Annotated in this window: 19 protein-coding genes and 1 pseudogene; 17 read left to right on the top strand and 3 right to left on the bottom strand. The window is 59.9% G+C overall.

All coding sequences use genetic code 11. The features are described from left to right. Nucleotides 1–252 (top strand): hypothetical protein, encoded by a 252-nt coding sequence (locus tag LAN64_13365; GenBank protein MBZ5568825.1) that lies wholly within the window; start codon nucleotides 1–3, stop codon nucleotides 250–252. Nucleotides 253–346: 94 nt separating this feature from the next. Here LAN64_13365 and LAN64_13360 read toward each other — a convergent pair whose 3' ends face one another. Both LAN64_13360 and LAN64_13355 read right to left on the bottom strand, forming a co-directional pair. Next, nucleotides 347–1,054 (bottom strand): Crp/Fnr family transcriptional regulator, encoded by a 708-nt coding sequence (locus LAN64_13360; protein MBZ5568824.1) that lies wholly within the window; start codon nucleotides 1,052–1,054, stop codon nucleotides 347–349. Between the two features lie 63 nt (nucleotides 1,055–1,117). Beyond that, complete coding sequence (locus LAN64_13355; protein MBZ5568823.1) at nucleotides 1,118–1,543, bottom strand: hypothetical protein; 426 nt, start codon at nucleotides 1,541–1,543, stop codon at nucleotides 1,118–1,120. A gap of 223 nt (nucleotides 1,544–1,766) precedes the next feature. Here LAN64_13355 and LAN64_13350 point away from each other — a divergent pair, with 223 nt between their 5' ends. The 16 genes from LAN64_13350 (at nucleotide 1,767) to LAN64_13275 (ending at nucleotide 18,205) form a co-directional block, all read left to right on the top strand. Further along, nucleotides 1,767–2,360 carry an acetate uptake transporter gene (locus tag LAN64_13350; GenBank protein MBZ5568822.1) on the top strand — a complete coding sequence of 198 codons (594 nt, stop codon included), beginning with the start codon at nucleotides 1,767–1,769 and terminating at the stop codon, nucleotides 2,358–2,360. A gap of 184 nt (nucleotides 2,361–2,544) precedes the next feature. Further along, the gene (locus tag LAN64_13345; protein ID MBZ5568821.1) at nucleotides 2,545–2,925 is read left to right on the top strand and encodes an STAS domain-containing protein; all 381 of its coding nucleotides are present in this window, start codon (nucleotides 2,545–2,547) and stop codon (nucleotides 2,923–2,925) included. A gap of 36 nt (nucleotides 2,926–2,961) precedes the next feature. Further along, entirely contained in the window at nucleotides 2,962–5,250 is a 2,289-nt protein-coding gene (locus LAN64_13340) for an FdhF/YdeP family oxidoreductase (GenBank protein ID MBZ5568820.1), read from the top strand. 78 nt (nucleotides 5,251–5,328) lie between these two features. Continuing rightward, nucleotides 5,329–6,582, top strand: coding sequence for an OFA family MFS transporter (locus tag LAN64_13335; GenBank protein MBZ5568819.1), 1,254 nt, complete (start codon nucleotides 5,329–5,331; stop codon nucleotides 6,580–6,582). Nucleotides 6,583–7,002: 420 nt separating this feature from the next. Next, the gene (locus tag LAN64_13330) at nucleotides 7,003–7,146 is read left to right on the top strand and encodes a hypothetical protein (protein ID MBZ5568818.1); all 144 of its coding nucleotides are present in this window, start codon (nucleotides 7,003–7,005) and stop codon (nucleotides 7,144–7,146) included. Between the two features lie 57 nt (nucleotides 7,147–7,203). Continuing rightward, a complete protein-coding gene (tnpB, locus tag LAN64_13325; protein ID MBZ5568817.1) occupies nucleotides 7,204–7,524 on the top strand; it encodes an IS66 family insertion sequence element accessory protein TnpB in 321 nt (106 codons plus the stop codon). Beyond that, nucleotides 7,482–8,396 (top strand): transposase, encoded by a 915-nt coding sequence (locus LAN64_13320; protein MBZ5568816.1) that lies wholly within the window; start codon nucleotides 7,482–7,484, stop codon nucleotides 8,394–8,396. The genes tnpB and LAN64_13320 overlap by 43 nt, the downstream gene beginning before the upstream one ends. Continuing rightward, entirely contained in the window at nucleotides 8,375–9,040 is a 666-nt protein-coding gene (locus LAN64_13315; GenBank protein ID MBZ5568815.1) for a hypothetical protein, read from the top strand. The genes LAN64_13320 and LAN64_13315 overlap by 22 nt, the downstream gene beginning before the upstream one ends. Nucleotides 9,041–9,736: 696 nt before the next feature. Further along, complete coding sequence (locus tag LAN64_13310) at nucleotides 9,737–9,964, top strand: hypothetical protein (protein MBZ5568814.1); 228 nt, start codon at nucleotides 9,737–9,739, stop codon at nucleotides 9,962–9,964. Nucleotides 9,965–10,165: 201 nt separating this feature from the next. Then, nucleotides 10,166–10,672: a hydrogenase iron-sulfur subunit gene (locus LAN64_13305; GenBank protein ID MBZ5568813.1), complete on the top strand. Its 507-nt coding sequence runs from the start codon at nucleotides 10,166–10,168 to the stop codon at nucleotides 10,670–10,672. Continuing rightward, nucleotides 10,656–11,528 (top strand): (Fe-S)-binding protein, encoded by an 873-nt coding sequence (locus LAN64_13300; protein MBZ5568812.1) that lies wholly within the window; start codon nucleotides 10,656–10,658, stop codon nucleotides 11,526–11,528. Before LAN64_13305 ends, LAN64_13300 begins: the two co-directional genes overlap by 17 nt. Further along, complete coding sequence (locus LAN64_13295) at nucleotides 11,525–12,595, top strand: 4Fe-4S dicluster domain-containing protein (protein ID MBZ5568811.1); 1,071 nt, start codon at nucleotides 11,525–11,527, stop codon at nucleotides 12,593–12,595. The genes LAN64_13300 and LAN64_13295 overlap by 4 nt, the downstream gene beginning before the upstream one ends. Next, nucleotides 12,592–13,422 carry an FAD/NAD(P)-binding protein gene (locus LAN64_13290; protein MBZ5568810.1) on the top strand — a complete coding sequence of 277 codons (831 nt, stop codon included), beginning with the start codon at nucleotides 12,592–12,594 and terminating at the stop codon, nucleotides 13,420–13,422. The genes LAN64_13295 and LAN64_13290 overlap by 4 nt, the downstream gene beginning before the upstream one ends. Nucleotides 13,423–13,483: 61 nt before the next feature. Then, entirely contained in the window at nucleotides 13,484–15,304 is a 1,821-nt protein-coding gene (locus LAN64_13285; protein MBZ5568809.1) for a CoB--CoM heterodisulfide reductase iron-sulfur subunit A family protein, read from the top strand. Nucleotides 15,305–15,321: 17 nt separating this feature from the next. Beyond that, nucleotides 15,322–16,479: a 4Fe-4S dicluster domain-containing protein gene (locus LAN64_13280; protein MBZ5568808.1), complete on the top strand. Its 1,158-nt coding sequence runs from the start codon at nucleotides 15,322–15,324 to the stop codon at nucleotides 16,477–16,479. 16 nt (nucleotides 16,480–16,495) lie between these two features. Further along, the gene (locus tag LAN64_13275) at nucleotides 16,496–18,205 is read left to right on the top strand and encodes a CoB--CoM heterodisulfide reductase iron-sulfur subunit A family protein (protein ID MBZ5568807.1); all 1,710 of its coding nucleotides are present in this window, start codon (nucleotides 16,496–16,498) and stop codon (nucleotides 18,203–18,205) included. A gap of 132 nt (nucleotides 18,206–18,337) precedes the next feature. Here the strand turns inward: LAN64_13275 and LAN64_13270 are convergent. Further along, a pseudogene (locus LAN64_13270) lies at nucleotides 18,338–19,508 on the bottom strand (IS4 family transposase). Nucleotides 19,509–19,562: the final 54 nt, after the last annotated feature.

Raw genomic sequence — 19,562 nt, 5'->3', positions numbered from 1 at the left:
ATGGCCTATGATCCCGTCAAGCTGCCGCCGATGAGTCGCGGCCTGAACGCAATCACTGGCGCGATGTCGCTGATCGTCGTCCTGCTGATGGTGCAAATCTGGCTGCTGAGCGCCACGCTGGATACTTATCTAGCCGGCCGGCACAGCGCGGCATTGCCTGCAACCATCATTTCCGCGCTGATCTTTGCCTGCTGCTTCGGTCTTTACCTCTTCGTCGAGCGGATCGACCACGAAATCAGAACGATGCGTTAGCTGCGCTCTCTGCGAAATTCCGTTATCACCTCCAGGCGCAAGGCACGCGACGCGCCGCGGCGCCGGCGCGACCTCTGCAGGGAAGGCTGTATTGCTACGCAATCGGCGGATTCTTTAGTCGGAGCTCTTCCGAGCGAATGAAGTTCGCCAGGCGGGACTTGGCGACGATGAGGCGCCGGGCGCGGCGCTTCACAAAGCCCATGCGAGCGAATTTGTTGAGTTGAGTGGTCACCGTCTCCCGGCTTGTCCCAATCAGGTTGGCCAGATCTTCATGGGTTAAACGCACCGTGATCAGGGTGCCGGTGGGGACTTCCTCTCCGTACTTCTCGCTTAACTGGAGAAGAACTCTGGCCAACCGATGGTAGGACCAAGTATGACTGAATTCTGCCATTCCCGTTTCTACGCGGGCCAATCGCTTCGAGATCAGTCGAATGAAGTTGAGGGAGACGGCAGGGGCCACTGAGAGGAGCTTCAGGAACGACTCTCGGGAGATGCTGGTGACCAGCGCGTCTTCAATCGCGATGGCAGTAAACGGTCGTTTCGCTTCGGAGAGCAGAAGCTCCCCGAAAACTTCTTCCGGTTCGAGGATGTGCAGAATCGTTTCCCTCCCTTTGTCGGACAAAGAGATCAGCTTCACCACGCCTTTCTTGAGGATATGGAGGGATTCGCTGGGATCTCCTTCCGAGAAAATCCTGGTTCCCTGCGGAAACCATTTCTCCGTGCAGAGGCTGGAGATCTTTTGGGCTTCCCGACGCGAGACCCCTCGAAACAGATCCAGGGCTGTGATGAACTGCTGCCACACACGTTTTCCTCGATGTCCGGGATGATCAGCGTTGCGAAGAAGGATGCTAGCACGCTTGGCAAGTCAAGGGCCGGTCATGGGCAACGAGATCGACCTCAAGGAGCTTCGTAGCCTTGCCATGCTCTTGTTCTTGACCTCCAGCCAGGAAAGGGAACGGAAGGACTGCCGGTGCCTGAGGAAAGTGACAACTCCTATGGCAAGCAGGCTGAGGATGCTGTACAAGTACGCCGCCTGAAAGACCTGCTGAGGCGAACCAAGGTGGACAGAAGCGGGCGGCGGGTCCTGAGCGTACAGGGCGCCTCCAAAAGCCAGGGGAGCGGCCCAGGCGACCCATTCGGGGTCCAGCGAGAAAAGGATCGCACTGTACACGATGGCCATCAAACCGAACGCCAACAGCTCCTTGGTGGTGAAGAGCGGCTCTCTTGCTGGCTTTTCCATCCCACGCTCCTTTTTCTTCTCCATAGAGCTTAAGAAAAGCCTGCCGGACATTCCGTGAAAGCTTTCACGGATTTAGAAGATATATCGTCATACGATGGTAAGCATTGGGGGGCACGATGCAAATACTTTTCCTGCAATTGTGAAAGCTTTCACTGATATTCGTGAAAGCTTTCATTCAAAATCCGCCCAACTGCCCATCCAGGCGGCGCGCCACGAAAACCAGTTGGATGGAAGTCGCCGCGCTGACCCGCGGGCAACAGAATGGAGACGCAAGATGGCAGCACGGGAGCAGATCTACGCGAGCCTGCCGAAGCTGGCCAACCCGGGTCCACTCGGCTTGGGGGGCTTCGCGCTCACCACGTTTGTGCTCAATGTCCACAACGCAGGGCTCATCGATATCGGGGCCGCTTTGCCTCTGGGCCTCTTCTACGGCGGCCTGGCCCAGCTCATCGCCGGATTCCTGGAGTTCCGCACCGGCAATACCTTCGGCATGACGGCCTTTGGTTCCTATGGGGCATTCTGGATTTCGCTCGCCAGCATGGTCCTCATGGAGATGAACAAGTGGGTTGCGCCGGACAAGGTCAAAGGCTGGCTGGTGACGACCCTGATCGCTTGGACGATCTTCACCTTTGTTCTCTGGGTGGCGAGCCTGAAACACAGCAAGGCCTTGATCTGGGTCTTCACCACCCTGCTGATTCTGTTCATCCTCCTGGATGTCGCCGTGTGGACGGGCAGCGGGACCATCACGCATGTCGCTGGCTGGGAGGGAATCTTCTGTGCCTTTACGGCCTGGTACCTGATGGCGGCCATCGTCATCAACGATTCCTATGGAAAGGAAGTACTGCCGGTTGGGCCGATCCAAAAATAAGCGTCGTGAAGGTTCGCAGGCAGCAGGGTGACGAAGGCAGGCATTGCTCGGAGGACGGAGCCGAATCCTCTCGGTAAGGCGCACCGGCACGCGGTACAGCCGCCTGCTCCCGATGGAAGCCTTCCACAGTATTTGTGAAGGGCCTGGAGTTTGCTCGACGACCGCCATAGAAGAGGTTGTTGCCATGCAGTTGGAAACCAGTTGTCGGACCTTCGGCGACGCGGTGATCGTGGATTGCAAGGGCAGGATCGTTTTTGGGGAGGAGACTGCTTTCCTGCGCCACCAAGTGAAAGACCTGCTGCACGAGTCCCGCCAGATCGTGCTGAACCTGGCGGATGTCCATTACATCGACAGTACTGGTGTGGGTGAACTGGTCAGCCTGTACACCTCGGCGCGCAACAGGGGAGGCAGCATCAAGCTCGCCGGCCTGACCGGGCGGGTCAAAGATGTGCTCCAGATCACCAAACTGGCCACGGTCTTTCAGACCTTTGACACTGCGGAGGAGGCCTCCGCCGACTTCAACCGGGAAGCCGGACGCACCGCCGCAGCGGAATGGGCGGGTTAGCCCGAGGAGATCATGATGGAAATCAACCCCGACCTGATGCAGATCGGATCCGATGGTCAGGCGGAGGACAAGTCCCAAGGCTGGAATCCGAAGCAGTGGGCGAGCCTGGTGCCTTACGGCGTGAACCAGCAACATCCCAACGCCTATGAGGACATTCTCGAATGCATCGTAGAGAACCGGGACAATCTGGGTTACGCCTGGCGCATCTTACGCGACGGTTGCTGCGACGGCTGCTCCCTGGGCACCACCGGCCTGCACGATTGGACCATGAAAGGCATCCACCTGTGCAATGTCCGCTTGCAGTTGCTGCGCCTGAACACCATGCCCGCCATGAACTGGCGTCTGCTGGAAGATGTCGGTGCCTTGCGCGACAAGAGCGAAAAACAGCTGCGCCGCATGGGCCGGCTGGCGGTGCCGATGGTTCGGCGCAAAGGGGACAAGGGATTTCAACAATTGTCATGGAACGAGGCCACCTCTCTCATCGCCGGGAAACTCCGCGACATCGACCCCAGGCGCCTTGCCTGGTACATGACTTCCCGTGGACTGACCAACGAGGCGTACTACGCTCACCAGAAGGTGGCGCGTTTTCTTGGCACCAACCACGTGGACACCAGCGCCCGCATCTGTCACGCGCCCTCGACCGCCGGCTTGAGTTCCACGGTAGGTTGTGCCGCGACCACCTGCTCGTATTCCGATTGGGTGGGAGCCGACCTTGTAGTTCTGGTCGGCACGAATATCGCCAATAATCAACCGGTCGCCACCAAGTACCTGCATTATGCCAAGAAGGCAGGGACCAGGGTTTTCCTGGTCAATCCCTATTTCGAGCCAGGCCTGGAACGCTACTGGGTACCCTCGGTTGTCGAGAGCGCCCTGTTCGGCACCAAGATCGTCGACGATTTCTTCCAGATTCACGCCGGTGGTGACATCCCCTTCTTCTATGGCGTGCTCAAGCACCTGATCGAAAACGACTGGGTGGACCGGGAATTCATCCGTACCCGCACGGTCGGCTGGGAGCAGACGGACGCCAAGGCCCGGAGCCTTACCTGGGAGGCGCTGGAGACCGGCTCGGGTCTGTCCCGCGGCGACATGTTTCGCTTCGCCGAGGCCTTCGGCAAGGCACGTCACGCCATCGTCACCTGGAGCATGGGTATTACGCAGCACGCCTTTGGCAGCGACAACGTGCGCGCCATCGTCAACCTGCAACTGGCGCGGGGTAATGTTGGACGGCCTCATACCGGACTCATGCCCGTCCGCGGCCACAGCGGGGTCCAGGGCGGAGCAGAAATGGGCGGGATGCCCAGCGCTTACATCATGGGCTTCACCGCCAACCCGGAGAACGCGAAGAAATTTGCGCTGCCGGAGTTGTGGGGTTTCGAGCCGCCCTCCTGGAAGGGACTGAGCGCCGCACACATGGTGTTGGCCGCCGAGCGCGGCGAGATTGACGCGCTCTGGCAAACCGGCGGCAACTTCAAGCAGACCTTGCCCGAACCTGACCTTGTCGAGCGCGCCCTGGGACGAATCAAGCTGCGCATCCATCAGGACATTGTGGCGAACCCCACCATGCTGGTGGACCCCGCTGACACTGTGGTCATGCTGCCTTCGCGCACCCGCTACGAGCAACGCGGCGGCGGAACTGAAACCAGCACAGAGCGGCGCATTATCTACAGTCCGGAAATCCCCGGGCCGCGTCCGGGCGAAGCCAAAGACGAGTGGGAAATCCCGGTCCTCGTGGCCAGAAAATTCGATCCCATCCGCGGGCCCAAATTCTTCCCTTGGCAGGACACGCAGGAAATCCGCGAGGAGATCGACCGGGTGTGCCCCACCTACCGCGGCATCGCCAAGATGCGCAAGAAAGGCGACAACTTCCAGTACGGAGGGCGGCGCCTGTTGGCGGACAGGTTCCTGACCTCGGACGGCAAAGGCCACTTCACCGCAGTCGCTTTACGCGAAGAACGAGTGCCGGAAGGACACTTTCTGCTGTCGACGCGCCGTGGAAAACAGTTCAACAGCATCCTGCTCAATCAGACCGACCCCATTACGGGGGCGCGGCGCGACGACATCATTATGTCGGCGGACGACGCTGTCCGGCTAGGTTTGAAGAACGGCGACGCCATCACCCTGCGCAACGAACTGGGCGACTTCCATGGCCGGGTGAAGATCGACCGAATCAAGCCCGGCTGTCTGCAGGCTCATTGGCCGGAGATCAACGTGATTATTCCCGCGGGGCGCCTGGATCCCAGCGGTGTGCCGGACTACAACGCCACCGTGGAAGTGGTCAGAGCAGGCTGTTTGGCGGCCGAACCGGCTTCCCCCGGTGGCGGTTGAACCGGCGCGAACCGGATGTCTTACGAGAGATCCTCAAATTCGCGGATGTACCTTGGCCGCAAAAAGGAGATGACAACTATGGCTTCGGAACGACTGCCCAATCGGTGGGGTATTGCAGTCGCAGCTGTGATCATGCAGATCTGTCTGGGTGCTGTTTACGGATGGAGCGTGTTCAAGATTCCGCTGATGCGCACCGAGCATTGGTCGGAAACCCAAGTGCAGTTGAACTTTACGCTGGCCATCTTTTTCCTTGGGGTCGGCACCATCATTGGCGGCTTGTGGCAGGACCGCAAAGGCCCTCGCCTAGTGGCTTCCGTGGCAGGGCTGGTTTACGGCGTCGGGTACATGCTGGCCGGCGTGTTCACTGCTGACCACAACATGAACGGCCTGTACCTGGCCTATGGTGTGTTGACCGGACTGGGCATGGGCATGGGATACATCTGCCCGGTGGCTACTCTGGTGAAATGGTTTCCGGAGCGCCGCGGGCTGATGACCGGGGTCGCGGTCTGCGGCTACGGAGCGGGCGCGCTGGTGATGAGCCCCATTGCCGCGCGGCTGATCATTGCCCACAGTGTGCCCTATACCTTCTGGGCCCTGGGCGTCGTGTACCTGGTCATGGTGGTAGCGGCGGCGCAGTTTTATGCTAACCCGCCCGACGGCTGGAAACCCGCGGGCTGGACGCCGACCTCCGCCGTCGCCAAGGCTGCCACGACTTATAGCTACTCCGTGAAGGAGGCCATCGGAACCGGGCAGTTCTGGCTACTGTGGCTGTTGCTGTTCCTGAACGTCTCGGCCGGAATCATGGTCATCAGCCAGGCCTCGCCGAGGGCGCAGCAGATGGTGGGTATGACGGCCATCGCGGCCGCCAGCATGGTGGGTCTGATCTCCATCTTCAATGGCCTGGGGCGGGTCTTCTGGGCCTGGGTCTCCGACCACCTGGGACGGGCGCGGGTCTACTTCCTGCTCTACCTGATCCAGGTGGTGATCTTCTTCTCCCTGCCGAAGATCCACAATCTGACTCTGTTCAGCCTGGCGTTTGCCGTCATCGGGCTGTGTTACGGCGGCGGATTCGGCACCATGCCGTCGTTCACCGCTGATTTCTTTGGGCCGAAATACATGGGCGGAATCTACGGGATCATTCTCCTGGCCTGGGGGGCAGCGGCCATCCCGTCGCCTATCATGATCGCGCGTCTGCATCAGGCTACAGGCCGATTCGATGCTTCGATCTACGTGATCGCGGTGGTCATGGCGGTATCGCTGGTGTTTCCGCTGATCGCGAAGCGGCCGCGCAAGAAGGAGCTGACGGGCAGTGCGGTGGCGAGCGCCGCCTAGCGCCTCGCAAGACCATACCGGGCGCGCGACTGCTATCTTTCAGCCGTGCGCCCCCAGCGAGGGGCACCGCTGGCTTGCGACCAGGTAAGTGCGCTGACGAATAAAACAAGGACCACGATAGAAAATCTAAGCTTCATGGTAAGCGTTTGACCAACACACCTGGTCGGGGAGTCGTGTCTATGTTGAAGTAGCTCGATGACCGTAGAAAGGAAGTCTGTAGCGCCCAAGCGACGTACGCGAGCGGAAGTTCAGCGGTTGGTGGCGGAGTTTGTGAGCAGCGGCATGCTACGCAGTGCGTTTTGCCGCAGTCGGGGTTTGAGCCTCGGCACGCTGAATCGGCATCTGAAGAAGCAACGCTGGAAGAGGAAAAGTAGGGCAGCTTCTTCGACCGGCCGGTCTGGCCGGTTGGTGAAGGTGGAGTTGGCGGCAAAGGTATCGCCCACGCACGTCGCGGCGACTTGTGGGCTGGCCGTGGTGCTGCCGGGCGGGCGCCGGATCGAGGTACATCCTGATTTTGATTCAAATACGTTCGAGCGCCTGGTGAGTGTGCTGGAGCGGGTGTAGGCCGTGTTTGGACTGGGTCCAGCCACACGGATCTATTTGGCCGCCGGGGTCACCGACATGCGCAAGGGGTTCGAAGGGCTGTACGGACTGGTCCGGGATCGATTGTCGTGCGAGCCTCTGAGCGGACACCTTTTCCTGTTCTGCAACGCCCAGCGCAACCGGTTGAAGGTCCTCGTCTGGGATGGAAGCGGACTTTGGGTCTGTGCCAAGAGATTAGAAAAGGGGCGTTTCACCTGGCCGCAAACCGGCGATGCCCAGGGCAAGGTCGCCCTGAGTCACGAAGAGCTGTCCCTACTGTTAGGTGGGATTGATCTGGCCAAAACCAAGCACAAGCGGTGGTATCGGAAAGCTCCACCCGAAGGACATGCTGCCGCATGATTGCTTGGTTGCTTGAACGTTTCGAATCGACTCTGGTAAATCAGTTACCCATTGTGTGTGCGCCTCCCATTCCTTCAGCACCAGCCGATCTGGAACTCATCGCACAACTGAAGAGCCGGCTGCAATACGCGGAGCTGAGGATTCGCGTGTTGGAAAAGCGTCTGCGGCTGATGCGGATCGAGAAATACGGAGTGGGTGGCGAAAAGCTCTCCCAAGCGCAAATGGAATTGTTCGAACTTGAGCCCGTCGTCAGTGAAATGATCGAGCAGGCGGAGAGCGAGCACGCGCCAGTGCATCGCTCGACCAAGAAATCCGGCAAGCATCCGGGCCGCCAGGAATTGCCTCCGAATCTTCCTCGCGTAGGGCGGATTCTGCCTTGCACGCCGGATCAGCGCCTTTGCAAACGCTGCGGCAAAGAAACTGTGGTGATCGGCTACGAAGAGAGTTCCCAGTTGGATGTGGAGCCGGCGAAGTATTTCGTTCTGGTCACGAAGCGAAAGAAACGGGCTTGCCGCGCGTGCGGGGAACTTGGAGTGGTTTCGGCCCCACTGCGGCCACGGATCATCGAGAAATGCCTGGCGAGTGACCGCCTCGTCATCGATACGATCGTCAGCAAATATTGCAATCACACGCCCCTGCATCGGCAGAGCATGATTCTGGAAAGAGACATCGGCTTGGAAATCAGCCGAGCAACGCTGGACGGCTGGGTCCTCAAAGTCGGCGAGTTGCTGATCCCTATGGTCGCCGCGATGAGGCGAGAGTTGATCAGCGGAACTTACATTCAGGCGGACGAAACCCCGGTTGATGTCCAGACGCACGAGGGCCGAGGAAAGAATCATCAAGCCTATTTGTGTTTGCGGAGGCTGCGCTGAGCCGCGCAGTCTTGGTTGTCGAGGGAGCCACAGAGGCAGCTGTTTTCCCGGCTGCTTCGGCCGTAATGGAAGCCGGCTTGACACCGAATTCTTATGCCTATTTCGACCTCGCCGGCAGTACCGTGTTCAATGCAGGCGGCGATGGCTCCGTCCCCAAGTGCGGTCCCATCTTTGAACTCCTTGGGAAGCAGGCCTTTGCTTTCTACGACAAGCCTAAGACTCCGCTGTCAGCTGAGGCAACGGAGCAGCTTTCAGGTTATCTCGCAGCTTGGGAGTCACCTGAAAGTGGGATCGAAAAGGTGCTAGTGAACGAAACTCCGATATCGACACTCAGGCGCTTCCTCAAGGATGTGAAGGATCGCGCAGACTACCCGAGCAAGCTTCCAAAGATTGTCGCTGGGATGGCCGAGGATCATGTGCGGCAACTGGCAGAAAAGGTCCTCATTGCACGAAAGGGAGATGCGGGCGGATACGGAGCCCTGCTGCTGGAGCAGTGCAGTAGCGCGGCGGAGATCCCGGCAACGATAAGGATGGTGCTTGAAGCCATCCACGCTGCGCTGCTGCCGACGGTGCCCGCTTCGGCAAGTCAAACACCGGGACCGGCGAGCGAGGCAGGGACGGCCGCAATGGCCACGGGCGAATAGCCGTTGAACTTAAACATCGACGAGAAACGACGAGCAATACTTGACGGCAGCGGTCACTTGCTGGTCTGTGGCGGATCTCGGCGGTAAATTCCCGATCCCAAAAAGGAACGTACGGTGGTTAATTGCGCACTTGGCTCGTTGACTCGCTTGTTGGACGGACGTAGCATGAAAGTGAAGTACAGGGCAGGGGGCGCCCCCAGGCGAGAATTGCGGTTCCGCCGCAAAAGCGAGCTTGGGGACCAGTACCGAGTGCGGTTGTCTGGAGCTCCCCAATGTCTCGACTGACAGAAACCCGATCACTTCCCACGATCGCGGGCGAGAATAATCATTTTTTTTTCATAAAGGGTGGTGACCAGAGCATGAATTGCGCCGGGGGCGCAATCTCGTGTGAGGTCGGGGTCTGGTCCGAGTTCGCTAGTCGTATTTCGGAAGGCCCCTTATATCTCGACGGCACAAAGTCTGATCTCTCCCAGCGGTCGTCCGATACGCGAACCAGGATTGGCAGCGCCTAGGGCCCAAGCAAGGAGTTTGCGCGGGCGGCAACCTTGTTGCGGTTGCGATTGAGGGTAATGCGATTTCGGCCCCTGTGAGGATTTTCGAGCGGTAGTTTCGGCTGCGTAGGTGCTACGCAAACAGCCGAAGGACATCTGCGTCGGGGCTCGCCCCGAGCCCAGTGCTTCAATCTCGGAGGCGCCGATGTCTTCTGTATTGGAAACCCGTTCATCGCCTATTGTCCGAGATGCTTATCACGCAATTTCAGAGCCTAACGAAATGCCCTGGTTGCATTGTTGTGCCTGCAACCGCATGTGTGCCATTCCTCCGTTCGATGGGTACCTGGCCTACGGCATCAATTGCGTATCGACGCCGGAGGACCTGAACCCGGAGCAGTGGCTACAAACCGATCTTCAGCAATGGCTGCATTAGCCAGGAGAGTGGAACTCAATTTCTTCATCGGCGACGTAAATCGCCGGCAAGCATAACCGATGTTCACGGCACCGGCCAGTGGGCGCAGCGCTTGCAGTTCGCGTTGCCGGCCAGCGCCGTGGAAAGAGGGGCTCCGGTATGGGTACGGTGGATGAAGAGAACAAGGGTGGGCTCGTCCAGTTTCAGGACCCAGCAGCGGAGATGCTCGCCCTGGATGAAGCGACTGCCAGTTGGGCGGCGAACTTCGCGCACGGACCCGGGTTTGAGCCGAAGATTGTCGCTTTTGTGTGCAATTGGTGCACTTACACGGGAGCCGACCTCGCGGGCACCAGCCGCCTGAAGATGGCGCCCAACGTACGCGTTCTCCGTCTGCCTTGCAGCAGCCGCGTGAATCCGCTCTTCATCATCAAGGCGTTGGAGCGCGGCGCCGATGGGATCATCGTGAGTGGTTGCCACCCTGGAGACTGCCACTACAGTACCGGCAACTACTACGCGCGACGGCGCCTCGCCATTCTGCATGACCTCCTCGCATTTATGGGCGTTGACCCTCGTCGGGTGACCTTCTCGTGGGTATCCGCCTCCGAGGGAGGAAAGTGGCAGCAGGTCGTGAACGAGACCACGGAACGTGTCCGGCAGCTTGGACCGCACCATACCGAGCAGTGTAGTTCCACCGGGAGGGTGGGCACTTACCATGACGGAGTTGCGTGAGTTGGCTCAGAAGCTCCTCGTCGACGGCTCGGTCAAAGTTGTAATTGGATACGAAGAGGGACCGCGAGGAGTACGCCCGATCTTCGTCACCGAACCGGCGCAAGCGGAGAAACTCATCTTCGACACGCGCTGCGTGCAGAACCTGGCCGCCTATCTGAATCCGCGGCGTCCGCATATCGCAAAGCTCGGTAAAGCTGCCGTCGTCGTAAAGGGTTGCGATGCGCGCGCCGTTGCCGGATTGATTCGCGAGGCGCAGATCAAGCGGGACAACGTGGTGATCATCGCTGTCCGGTGCGGCGGCGTGGTGCGGGATCCCGGCCCAAGCGCTGCGTTGACCATCGACAACGTCTCCGACCGTTGCTCCGGCTGCGACGTGCGCGAGCCGAAGCTTTTCGATTATCTCCTGGGGCTATTGCCGCCGCCTCCGCCACAAAGCAGGCGGCGCGAGGACAAGCTCGCAGAGCTGGCAAGAATGATGCCCGCCGAGCGCTGGGCCTTTTGGAGCGGCCACCTGGACCGTTGTATCCGGTGCCATGCCTGCCGGGAAGTATGTCCCATGTGCTTCTGCGTGCGGTGCACGGCGGACAGGAGCCGGCCTCAGTGGATCGAGCCTTCGCCCACATCGCAGAGCAATCGTTCTTGGCAAATGATGCGGATCTTGCACCAGGCGGGCCGCTGCGTGGACTGCCTGGAATGTGAGCGTGCCTGCCCCGCAGATATTCCGTTGGGACTTCTTAATAAGTATGTTGCCCAGGCAGTGGAACAACGCTTTAGGTACAAAAGCTGCGATGACCCGACGGTACTTGCGCCCATGGGGGTTTTCTCCCCCGATGACGAACAGGAGTTCATCCAGTGAAAGCCAAGACTCTGTCGCAATCGGATTTATCGGCGCTGGTGGCAAGCCTGGTGGCTGCCAGGATTCGCGTGATCGCACCGGTTCGCGCCAAAGATACTCCTGAGCACTCCGATTATCTGCCGATCAAGCGGCTGGAGGACGCCGATCTGACCGGCCCGCTCCCACGCCGCTCGCTCAAGGAATTCTTTCTCCCTCCATCCGAAGTACTTCTGCGCTATCAGATCCGGAAAGACGGCGTAGAGATCGAGGAAGTGCCTACCACGTTTCCGCTGCAGGTGCTGTTCGGTGTGCGGCCATGCGACGCCGCCGGAATCGAAATCCTCGATCGGGTCATGGGGTGGGATTATCGCGACGAGCTATGGTTTGGGCGGCGTGAAGCCACCACGACTGTCAGTCTCGCTTGCACAGGCGTTGATGGGTCTTGTTTTTGCACGGCGGTTGGCCTGGGACCCGATGCCATCAAGGGTTCAGATGTGCTGCTCGTTCGCGTCGAGGGAAGTTTTCTGGCACAGGCAGTTACGCCCAAAGGTGAGGCGCTGTTGAACAGAGGCCCTCTCGCCTCGCTTGCCGAAGCTACAAGTACCGACAAGGCAGAGCAGTTTGGGCGATCGGCACGTGAAAAAGTAGGGAAGAACCTGCCCGCTTCTCCGGATATTCTGCCCGATTGGCTGGCGAGGAATTTCGACCACGGTGTTTGGAAGTCGATCGCGCTGCGATGTCACGGGTGCGGCGCCTGCGCTTCGATCTGCCCAACTTGCCACTGCTTCGACATCGTTGACGAGCACGAGCACTACGATCGAGGCGTACGCCGCCGGAACTGGGACTCGTGCCAAACCACGAAATTTACGCTGCACGCGTCCAACTACAATCCCCGAAGTTCGCAGGTCGAACGGTTCCGCCAGCGAGTCATGCACAAGTTCTCGATCTACCCGCGCCGATTCGGCGCGTTCTTGTGCACCGGCTGTGGCCGCTGTTCTCGCGGCTGCCCCGCCGGCATGAACCTTCCCGAAGTCGTGGGCCAGCTGATTGAGCTTGCGAGGGCGGAGTCCCAGGGGGGCAGCAGATGAACCTCTATCAGCCACGCCTGATGCGCATCCAGGAAATAAGGGACGAGACTCCCGACATTCGCACGTACAAGTTGACCTTCAATGATCCGAAGGTCGCGGAGAGGTTCGACTTTTTCGCCGGGCAATTCGGCGAATACTCCGTCTTTGGCGAAGGAGAGAGCACGTTCTGCATCGCCTCACCGCCCACGCGCAAGGGGTACATCGAATGCAGCGTCAAGGCTGTCGGGAAGGTGACGTGGGCCTTGCGCCGGCTGGGTGTGGCAGACACGGTGGGTTTTCGCGGCCCATATGGGAATTCTTTCCCGATCGAACAGATGAAGGGGCACTCGATCGTGTTTATCGCCGGCGGTATCGGACTCGCGCCAGTGCGCAGCCTGATCTGGAACGTCCTGGATATTCGCGACCAGTTCAAGGATGTGACGATCGTTTATGGGGCGCGCACGGTGGCCGATCTTGTCTACAAGCAAGAACTGGAGGAGTGGTCCAAACGGACAGACTTGAAGCTGTGGGAAGCGGTAGATCCAGGCGGCCAGACGCCAGACTGGAAGGGCGAAGTCGCCCTCGTTCCCGTGCTACTGGAAAAGGCTGCGCCTGCGGCCGCCGACAACTTCGCGGTCATCTGCGGCCCGCCCATCATGATCAAGTTTACGCTCCCGGTGCTCACCAAACTGGGGTTCCCGGACGACCGCATCTATACCACGCTCGAAAACCGCATGAAGTGTGGAATCGGCAAATGCGGGCGCTGCAATGTCGGGCCCGTCTACGTTTGCAAAGACGGGCCGGTGTTCACGGCCGCCCAGATCAGGAGCTTGCCGAAGGATTTTTGACGCTGATATCGACGAGCACGAGGAGGAGAGGGTTCATGGGTTCGGGGAAAGGAGAGGGTCCATGAGTTCCGAGTCGCGGATCGGGGTTTACATTTGTCATCCCGCCGGCAGCGATCAAGGCGTGGTGGACCTTCAGGCAGTCGCGGAATATGCGGCGCAGTTGTCTGGTGTCGTTGTGGCGCGGGTTATGCCCGTCCCTCGGCGTCTGGACCCCGAGGGACTCGCCGCAGAGATGCGCCAGGCCCGCTTGAACGCAGTGGTCCTGGCCGGCGACTCGCCCGGGTTCTACAAACCCGCGTTCGCACGCGCGCTTTCTCTGGCGGGCGGCGACCCGGAGCAGGTCCGGCAGGCTTCTTTCCGCGAACATGGAGCTGTGTCTGACCGCGCTGCTGGACGCGCTAAGGCGGTGCTTGCGTGCGCGGTGTATGGCGTCCCATTTACGCTCGCGGCTGAACCGGGGTGCGTGCCTGTCCAGACCGACACGCTGGTCATCGGAGCTGGGATAGCCGGCATCCAGGCGGCTTTGGAGATCGCGGATGCGGGTTACAAGGTTCACATGATCGAACGCGCGGCAACCATTGGTGGTCACATGGCTATGTTCGACAAGACATTTCCCACACTCGACTGTGCCGCCTGCATTCTCACGCCCAAGATGGTGGTCGCCGGCAAGCACCCCAACATCCATCTCATGGTCCTGTCTGAAGTGCAGGAGGTCTCGGGCGGGCCGGGCGCATACCAGGTGAAAGTGCTCAAGCATACCCCGCGAGTTGATGCCGAGGCATGCACGGCGTGTGGCGAGTGCGCGCAGTTCTGTCCCGTCTCAGTGACCAGCGAATTCGACGCCGGTATAGCGACGCGCAAAGCGATCTATCTTTCGTTCCCGCAGGCCGTCCCCAACGCTTACGCCGTCGACCCGCGTTCCTGCCTCTGGATCCAGAGCGACGGCAAGAAATGCGGCGCATGCGTCAAGAAGTGCGGCAGGGGCGCGGTTTGCCTGGATGCCAAAGATGAAATTGTCGAACTCAACGTCGGCAACATCATCGCTGCGACGGGTTACGATGTCCTCGATGCGCGACGGGTTGAGCGCTATGGGTATGGGATCTATCCCAACGTTCTCACCGCACTTGAGTTCGAACGCCTGAGCAATGCCTCCGGGCCGACCGCCGGCAAGATCGTTCTGAAGACCAAGCGGCAAAATAAAAGAACGAAGACGGACGAGTGGGTCTTTGATACTGACGGACCCAAGCCTAAGACGGTGGCGATCATTCATTGTGTGGGGTCTCGCGATCACAATTACAACCCTTATTGTTCGCGCGTCTGCTGCATGTACTCCCTGAAGTTCGCGCACCTCGTCCGGGAGAAGCTGCCGGAGGCGAAGTGCTACGAGTACTACATTGACATGCGTGCCTTCGGAAAAGGCTACGAAGAGTTCTTCGAGCGCATTAAGGAAGAGGGCGTGTGCGTCGTGCGCGGCCGCTCGGCCGAGGTCATCGAACGTGACGGGCAGATGTTTGCCCGCGGCGAAGACATCGTGGCGGACCAGTTAACGCAAGTGCCGGTCGACATGGTTCTGCTCGCGGTGGGAATGACGCCGGCTGCCGGCTCGGTGAAGCTGGCGGAAATGCTCGGCATCGACCAGGAAAGCGACGGCTGGTTCAACGAACTGAACTACAACACCGAACCGAACATGACCGAAAGAGGTGGGATCTTCGTGGCCGGGGTGTGCCAGGGACCGAAGGACATCCCGGACACGGTGGCACAGGCTTCAGCGGCTGCGGCGAAGGTGCTGCGCGCCATTGTTGGCGGCAAAGTCCAGCAGGGCCGGGCTGACCTCACTGTGTCGGAGATCGAGGCCAAGGCGCAAGTGTTGGCGCAACTCTGATCGGAGAAGGGACAATTATGGCAGCTCGCGTGAACCCGATGTTCATCGAGGACCTGGAACGCTATGGCGCGGAGGACGTCGCCAAGTGCTACCACTGCGGTAATTGCACCGCTATCTGCCCGTTTTCCCAGGAACCATTCCTTTTTCCGCGGCGCAGTATGCGCTATTTGCAGATGGGCCTGGAGAAGCCGCTCCGCTCCTCGCTTGAGCCCTGGCTTTGTTATTACTGTGGCGAGTGTTCGGAGCAGTGCCCGCGTGAAGCCGAGCCCGGCGAGACCATGATGAGCATCCGGCGCTGGCTCACTTCCCAGTATGATTTCACGGGCCTGTCCAAGTTGTTTTACCGCTCCTGGAAGGCGGAGCTTGCGGCCATAGCGATCGTGGCCATTCTCACCGCTGTCGGCTTTCTGGCCTACGGCTTCCATTTTGGGGGCGGAAGCTTATCCGTCTACGACGGCCCGAAGGCATTCCTTCCCGCAGAGTCGGTGCACATCTTCGACTGGATCATGGGCACGACTCTTTTCCTGCTGCTGGCCATCAACGCTGCGCGTATGTGGCATTGGACGATGCGCGGCGAAGGCGCTCCCCGGGTCTCTGCCTGGAGTTATGTCCGCTGTCTGCCCCTGCTGGTGGTGCATTTCTTCACGCAGAAACGATACCGCGAGTGCGAAAACAGGCGACCTTGGGCACTCCACCTTGTGCTCATGCTCAGCTACGTGACCATGCTGGTACTGATCATGTTTTTCCTGCGGGCCATGCAGTACGGACCGGCGATACGCTGGCAGGCGCACATCTTCGGCTATGCCGCTTCCATTGGGCTGGTTGTCACCAGCGTCGCGGCACTCCAAGGACGCCTGAAGAAGAACACGCCGGCACACCGACATTCGCACGAGTCCGACTGGATGTTCCTCGGCTTGCTCATTTTTGTGGCGCTGACGGGAATCCTCCAGCACGTGCTGCACCGGGCGGGACTGCCGGCGGCGGCGAATGTCACCTACGTAGTGCACCTCATGGGCGTGGTTCCGATGCTGACGCTGGAGGTGCCGTTCAGCAAGTGGTCACACCTCGCCTATCGGCCACTCGCGATGTATTTCGCGGCGTTACAGCAGGAGGCCTACGCGACGGCGCAGGCAGGGGCCCGGGCCGAAGCGGCGAAGCGGCAACTGGTGGCGTAAGGGTTCAGGAGACGATATGCAAGGCGAGCGGATCGGCGTTTACATCTGTAACTGCGGCACCAACATCGCCAAAATGGTCGACCCGGATGCGGTTGCCGAAGCGGCAAGGGAGATTCCAGGTGTCGCCAGCGCCCGCTCGTACAAATACATGTGCTCCAATCCCGGCCAGGAAATGATTGCCCAGGATATCCGGGATCTTTCCTTGACCCGCGTGGTGGTATCGGCATGCAGCCCGCGCATGCACGAAGGCACTTTCCGCAAAGTGCTGGAACGGGCAGGTATCAATCCCTACTTGCTGGAGATGGCCAACATACGGGAGCAGTGCAGTTGGATCCACGAAGACAAGGTGGCGGCAACCGAGAAAGCCAAGGACCTGACGCGTGCCGCCATTCAGCGAGTGAAATACCACGAACCGCTGGAGAGCCGTTCGGTGGCGATGTGCCCCGCCACCCTGGTGCTCGGTGGCGGCATTGCGGGCCTGACGGTTGCGCTCGAACTGGCCGAGGCCGGACAACAGGTGTACTTAGTCGAGCGCGACCGCCAACTCGGCGGCAACGTGGCGCGGATCGACTCCACCTTTCCTTACCTCGATTCCGCCCGCGACATTATCAGGGAACGCATTATTCGGGTCGGCCACCATTCACGCATCCGCATTTTTCTAGAAAGTGAATTGGTTGAGTTGAAGGGATATGTCGGTAACTTCCATCCGAAAATCAAAACCGACGCCGGCGAGGTGGTCGAACTTAGCGTCGGCGCGGTGGTGGTCTGCACCGGCTTCCGGGAATTCGACCCGGCCCGCATCGAGGAGTACGGCTACGGCCGCCTGCCGAACGTGATCACGTCGTTCGAGTTGGAGGCGATGCTGCGAAGCGGGCGGATCGAAACTCGCGACGGTAAGCGCCCGCGCTACATTTCGATCATTCACTGCGTGGGTAGCCGCAGCTCGCAGTTCCATCGCTATTGCTCACGCGTCTGCTGTGCGACCGCGCTCAAATACGCACACCAGATCAAGTCGGCGATTCCGGACGCATATGTTTCCGACCTGTACATCGACATGCACGCCTTCGGCAAAGGCTGCGAAGACTTCTACAAGAAGAGCGCCGAAGAAAAAACCCTGTTCCTGATGTACGCCAAGAACCAGGCGCCGTCGATCCGCTTCGCGAGCCCGGGGGACAACTGCGGCATGTTGATACAGGTGAGGGAAGTGCTATCGGGCATGGAAATCGAGATTCCGTCGGATTTGGTGGTGCTGATGGTCGGCATGGAAGCGCGCGCGGATTCGGGCAAGGTCGCGCGCCTGGTCAACATCAGTCGTGATAAGGACGGCTGGTTCATCGAGAGCCACCCCAAGCTGGATCCGGTCGCCACCACGACCGACGGCATCTTTATCGCCGGCGCTTGTCAGGGGCCCAAGGACATTCCCGACACCGTATCCCAGGCGCGGGCGGCGGCGGCACGCATCCTGGCAAAGATTGCGCAAGGAAAAATCGCGGTCGACGCGGTGTTTTCCGAGGTCGAAGACCAGTTCTGTTCGGGATGTCGCACGTGTGGCGCGGTTTGCCCTTATGGGGCCATCGAGTACGACGAGAAAACCGGCCATAGCCGCGTCATCAGCGCGGTTTGCAAAGCCTGCGGATGCTGCGTCGCCGCCTGCTCCTCAGGAGCAATCAAGATACGCCACTTTACGGACGAGCAGATTTACGCCCAACTCGAAGCCGTGCTCTGAATTCTTAGCGGCCATCCTCCCATCCACACGCCCGCCCAACGAGGATACCCTCAATGGGTTTACGCACCCGACGGCTCGGCTTGGTAGATGTCCGCCAGGTGAGGGGGAATATGCGATTTCTTTACTGTCCGGTTAAAAGTTGAACAGAATCAGTTGGTTGACGTTTTGGGTGAAATTGGCGTCGGCGTCGATGGTCTGAAGGGCGCATAAAATGGGCGTTTTCTCGAAAAGCGTGAGGCTGAGAATCTGTAGAATCTGATACAGGCTGGCCTCAAGCCCCAGCCGTTTGCGCACGATCGCCACCAGCACGTCGACCGACACCGCGATCCAGATCTGGGTCTTCACCGCGTTCTCGCTGAGGCCGTAGAAGGCCTTGATCCGCAGGTGCTGCTTGATCCATTTGAAGAACAGCTCCACTTGCCAGCGTTGTTTGTAGATTTGGGCGATGGTCAGTGCCGGCAGCGTGAAGTTGTTGGTCAGAGACTTCAGAGGCTTGTCGGATTCGGCATCGTAGTAGCTCACCTTCCGCAGCGGATCGGGATAGACCGAAGCCGACTCGAACGATGACAGAACCACCGTCTGATCCGCGCGCACACCTGTGCACTTGTCCACTGGATGCGAGTAGCGGCGCTGGAGCAAGACGTTCGATTTGGTGCGCACCACGAAGAAGGCCGCGCTGAGCGTCAGCACGAACAGCCGCTCGAAGTCGATGTAGCCGCGATCCATCACGTAGAACGCGCCCGCCTCGGGCACGATCTGGTCCAGCACGTTCACGTCGTGTACCTTGCCGTCGGTGATGTGCACGAACGCTGGAATATTGCCGCGCAGGTCCAGCAGCGTGATGCATCTTGACCGCCGCCTTGCAACGCCGGAACCGGGCCCAGGGAAACAGTGCCAGGCACAGATCGATGGTCGTCGAATCCAGCGCATACAGGCTCTGGTCCAGATCGACACCCATCAGGTCGCGGGCGTACAACCGGCGCGCAGTTGCAATTAGCGTCTGCGCGAAATCGGCATAGATGCGCCAGTCGCGCGACTCGTTGGCATCGGCCAGCGTCGAACGCGCCACACTGCTGCGAATACCCATGTGGTACAGCTTGCCGCCCACCGCGCCCAGGCAGGTCTCGATGTCGCGCAGGCTCTCGCGATAGGTGAGTTGGGCGAAGGCCATCGCCAGATACTGATCCCAGCAGGAGAAGTTCTTTGCGTAGTGGTCCCCACGATAACGAGCGACGCACTTGTGAAATTCCTTGTGGGGCAGATGCTCGATCAGTTGCGCAAATACGGTGCGGCCCGAGTTCATCCCGCATTGTTGCCGCTCCCGCCGCCGCTTCCAAGCTCCGTTTCCGGCCTGAAC

Source organism: Terriglobia bacterium, from assembly GCA_020073185.1.
Lineage (GTDB): Bacteria > Acidobacteriota > Terriglobia > Terriglobales > Acidobacteriaceae > JAIQGF01.
This window is presented reverse-complemented; position numbering and strand designations above follow the sequence as displayed.

Coding starts and splice junctions, on each gene's coding strand:
- LAN64_13365 (MBZ5568825.1), top strand. CDS start 1: ATGGCCTATGATCCCGTCAAGCTGCCGCCGATGAGTCGCGGCCTGAAC.
- LAN64_13355 (MBZ5568823.1), bottom strand. CDS start 1,543: ATGTCCGGCAGGCTTTTCTTAAGCTCTATGGAGAAGAAAAAGGAGCGT.
- LAN64_13350 (MBZ5568822.1), top strand. CDS start 1,767: ATGGCAGCACGGGAGCAGATCTACGCGAGCCTGCCGAAGCTGGCCAAC.
- LAN64_13345 (MBZ5568821.1), top strand. CDS start 2,545: ATGCAGTTGGAAACCAGTTGTCGGACCTTCGGCGACGCGGTGATCGTG.
- LAN64_13340 (MBZ5568820.1), top strand. CDS start 2,962: ATGCAGATCGGATCCGATGGTCAGGCGGAGGACAAGTCCCAAGGCTGG.
- LAN64_13335 (MBZ5568819.1), top strand. CDS start 5,329: ATGGCTTCGGAACGACTGCCCAATCGGTGGGGTATTGCAGTCGCAGCT.
- tnpB (MBZ5568817.1), top strand. CDS start 7,204: ATGCGCAAGGGGTTCGAAGGGCTGTACGGACTGGTCCGGGATCGATTG.
- LAN64_13310 (MBZ5568814.1), top strand. CDS start 9,737: ATGTCTTCTGTATTGGAAACCCGTTCATCGCCTATTGTCCGAGATGCT.
- LAN64_13305 (MBZ5568813.1), top strand. CDS start 10,166: ATGCTCGCCCTGGATGAAGCGACTGCCAGTTGGGCGGCGAACTTCGCG.
- LAN64_13300 (MBZ5568812.1), top strand. CDS start 10,656: ATGACGGAGTTGCGTGAGTTGGCTCAGAAGCTCCTCGTCGACGGCTCG.
- LAN64_13290 (MBZ5568810.1), top strand. CDS start 12,592: ATGAACCTCTATCAGCCACGCCTGATGCGCATCCAGGAAATAAGGGAC.
- LAN64_13285 (MBZ5568809.1), top strand. CDS start 13,484: ATGAGTTCCGAGTCGCGGATCGGGGTTTACATTTGTCATCCCGCCGGC.
- LAN64_13280 (MBZ5568808.1), top strand. CDS start 15,322: ATGGCAGCTCGCGTGAACCCGATGTTCATCGAGGACCTGGAACGCTAT.
- LAN64_13275 (MBZ5568807.1), top strand. CDS start 16,496: ATGCAAGGCGAGCGGATCGGCGTTTACATCTGTAACTGCGGCACCAAC.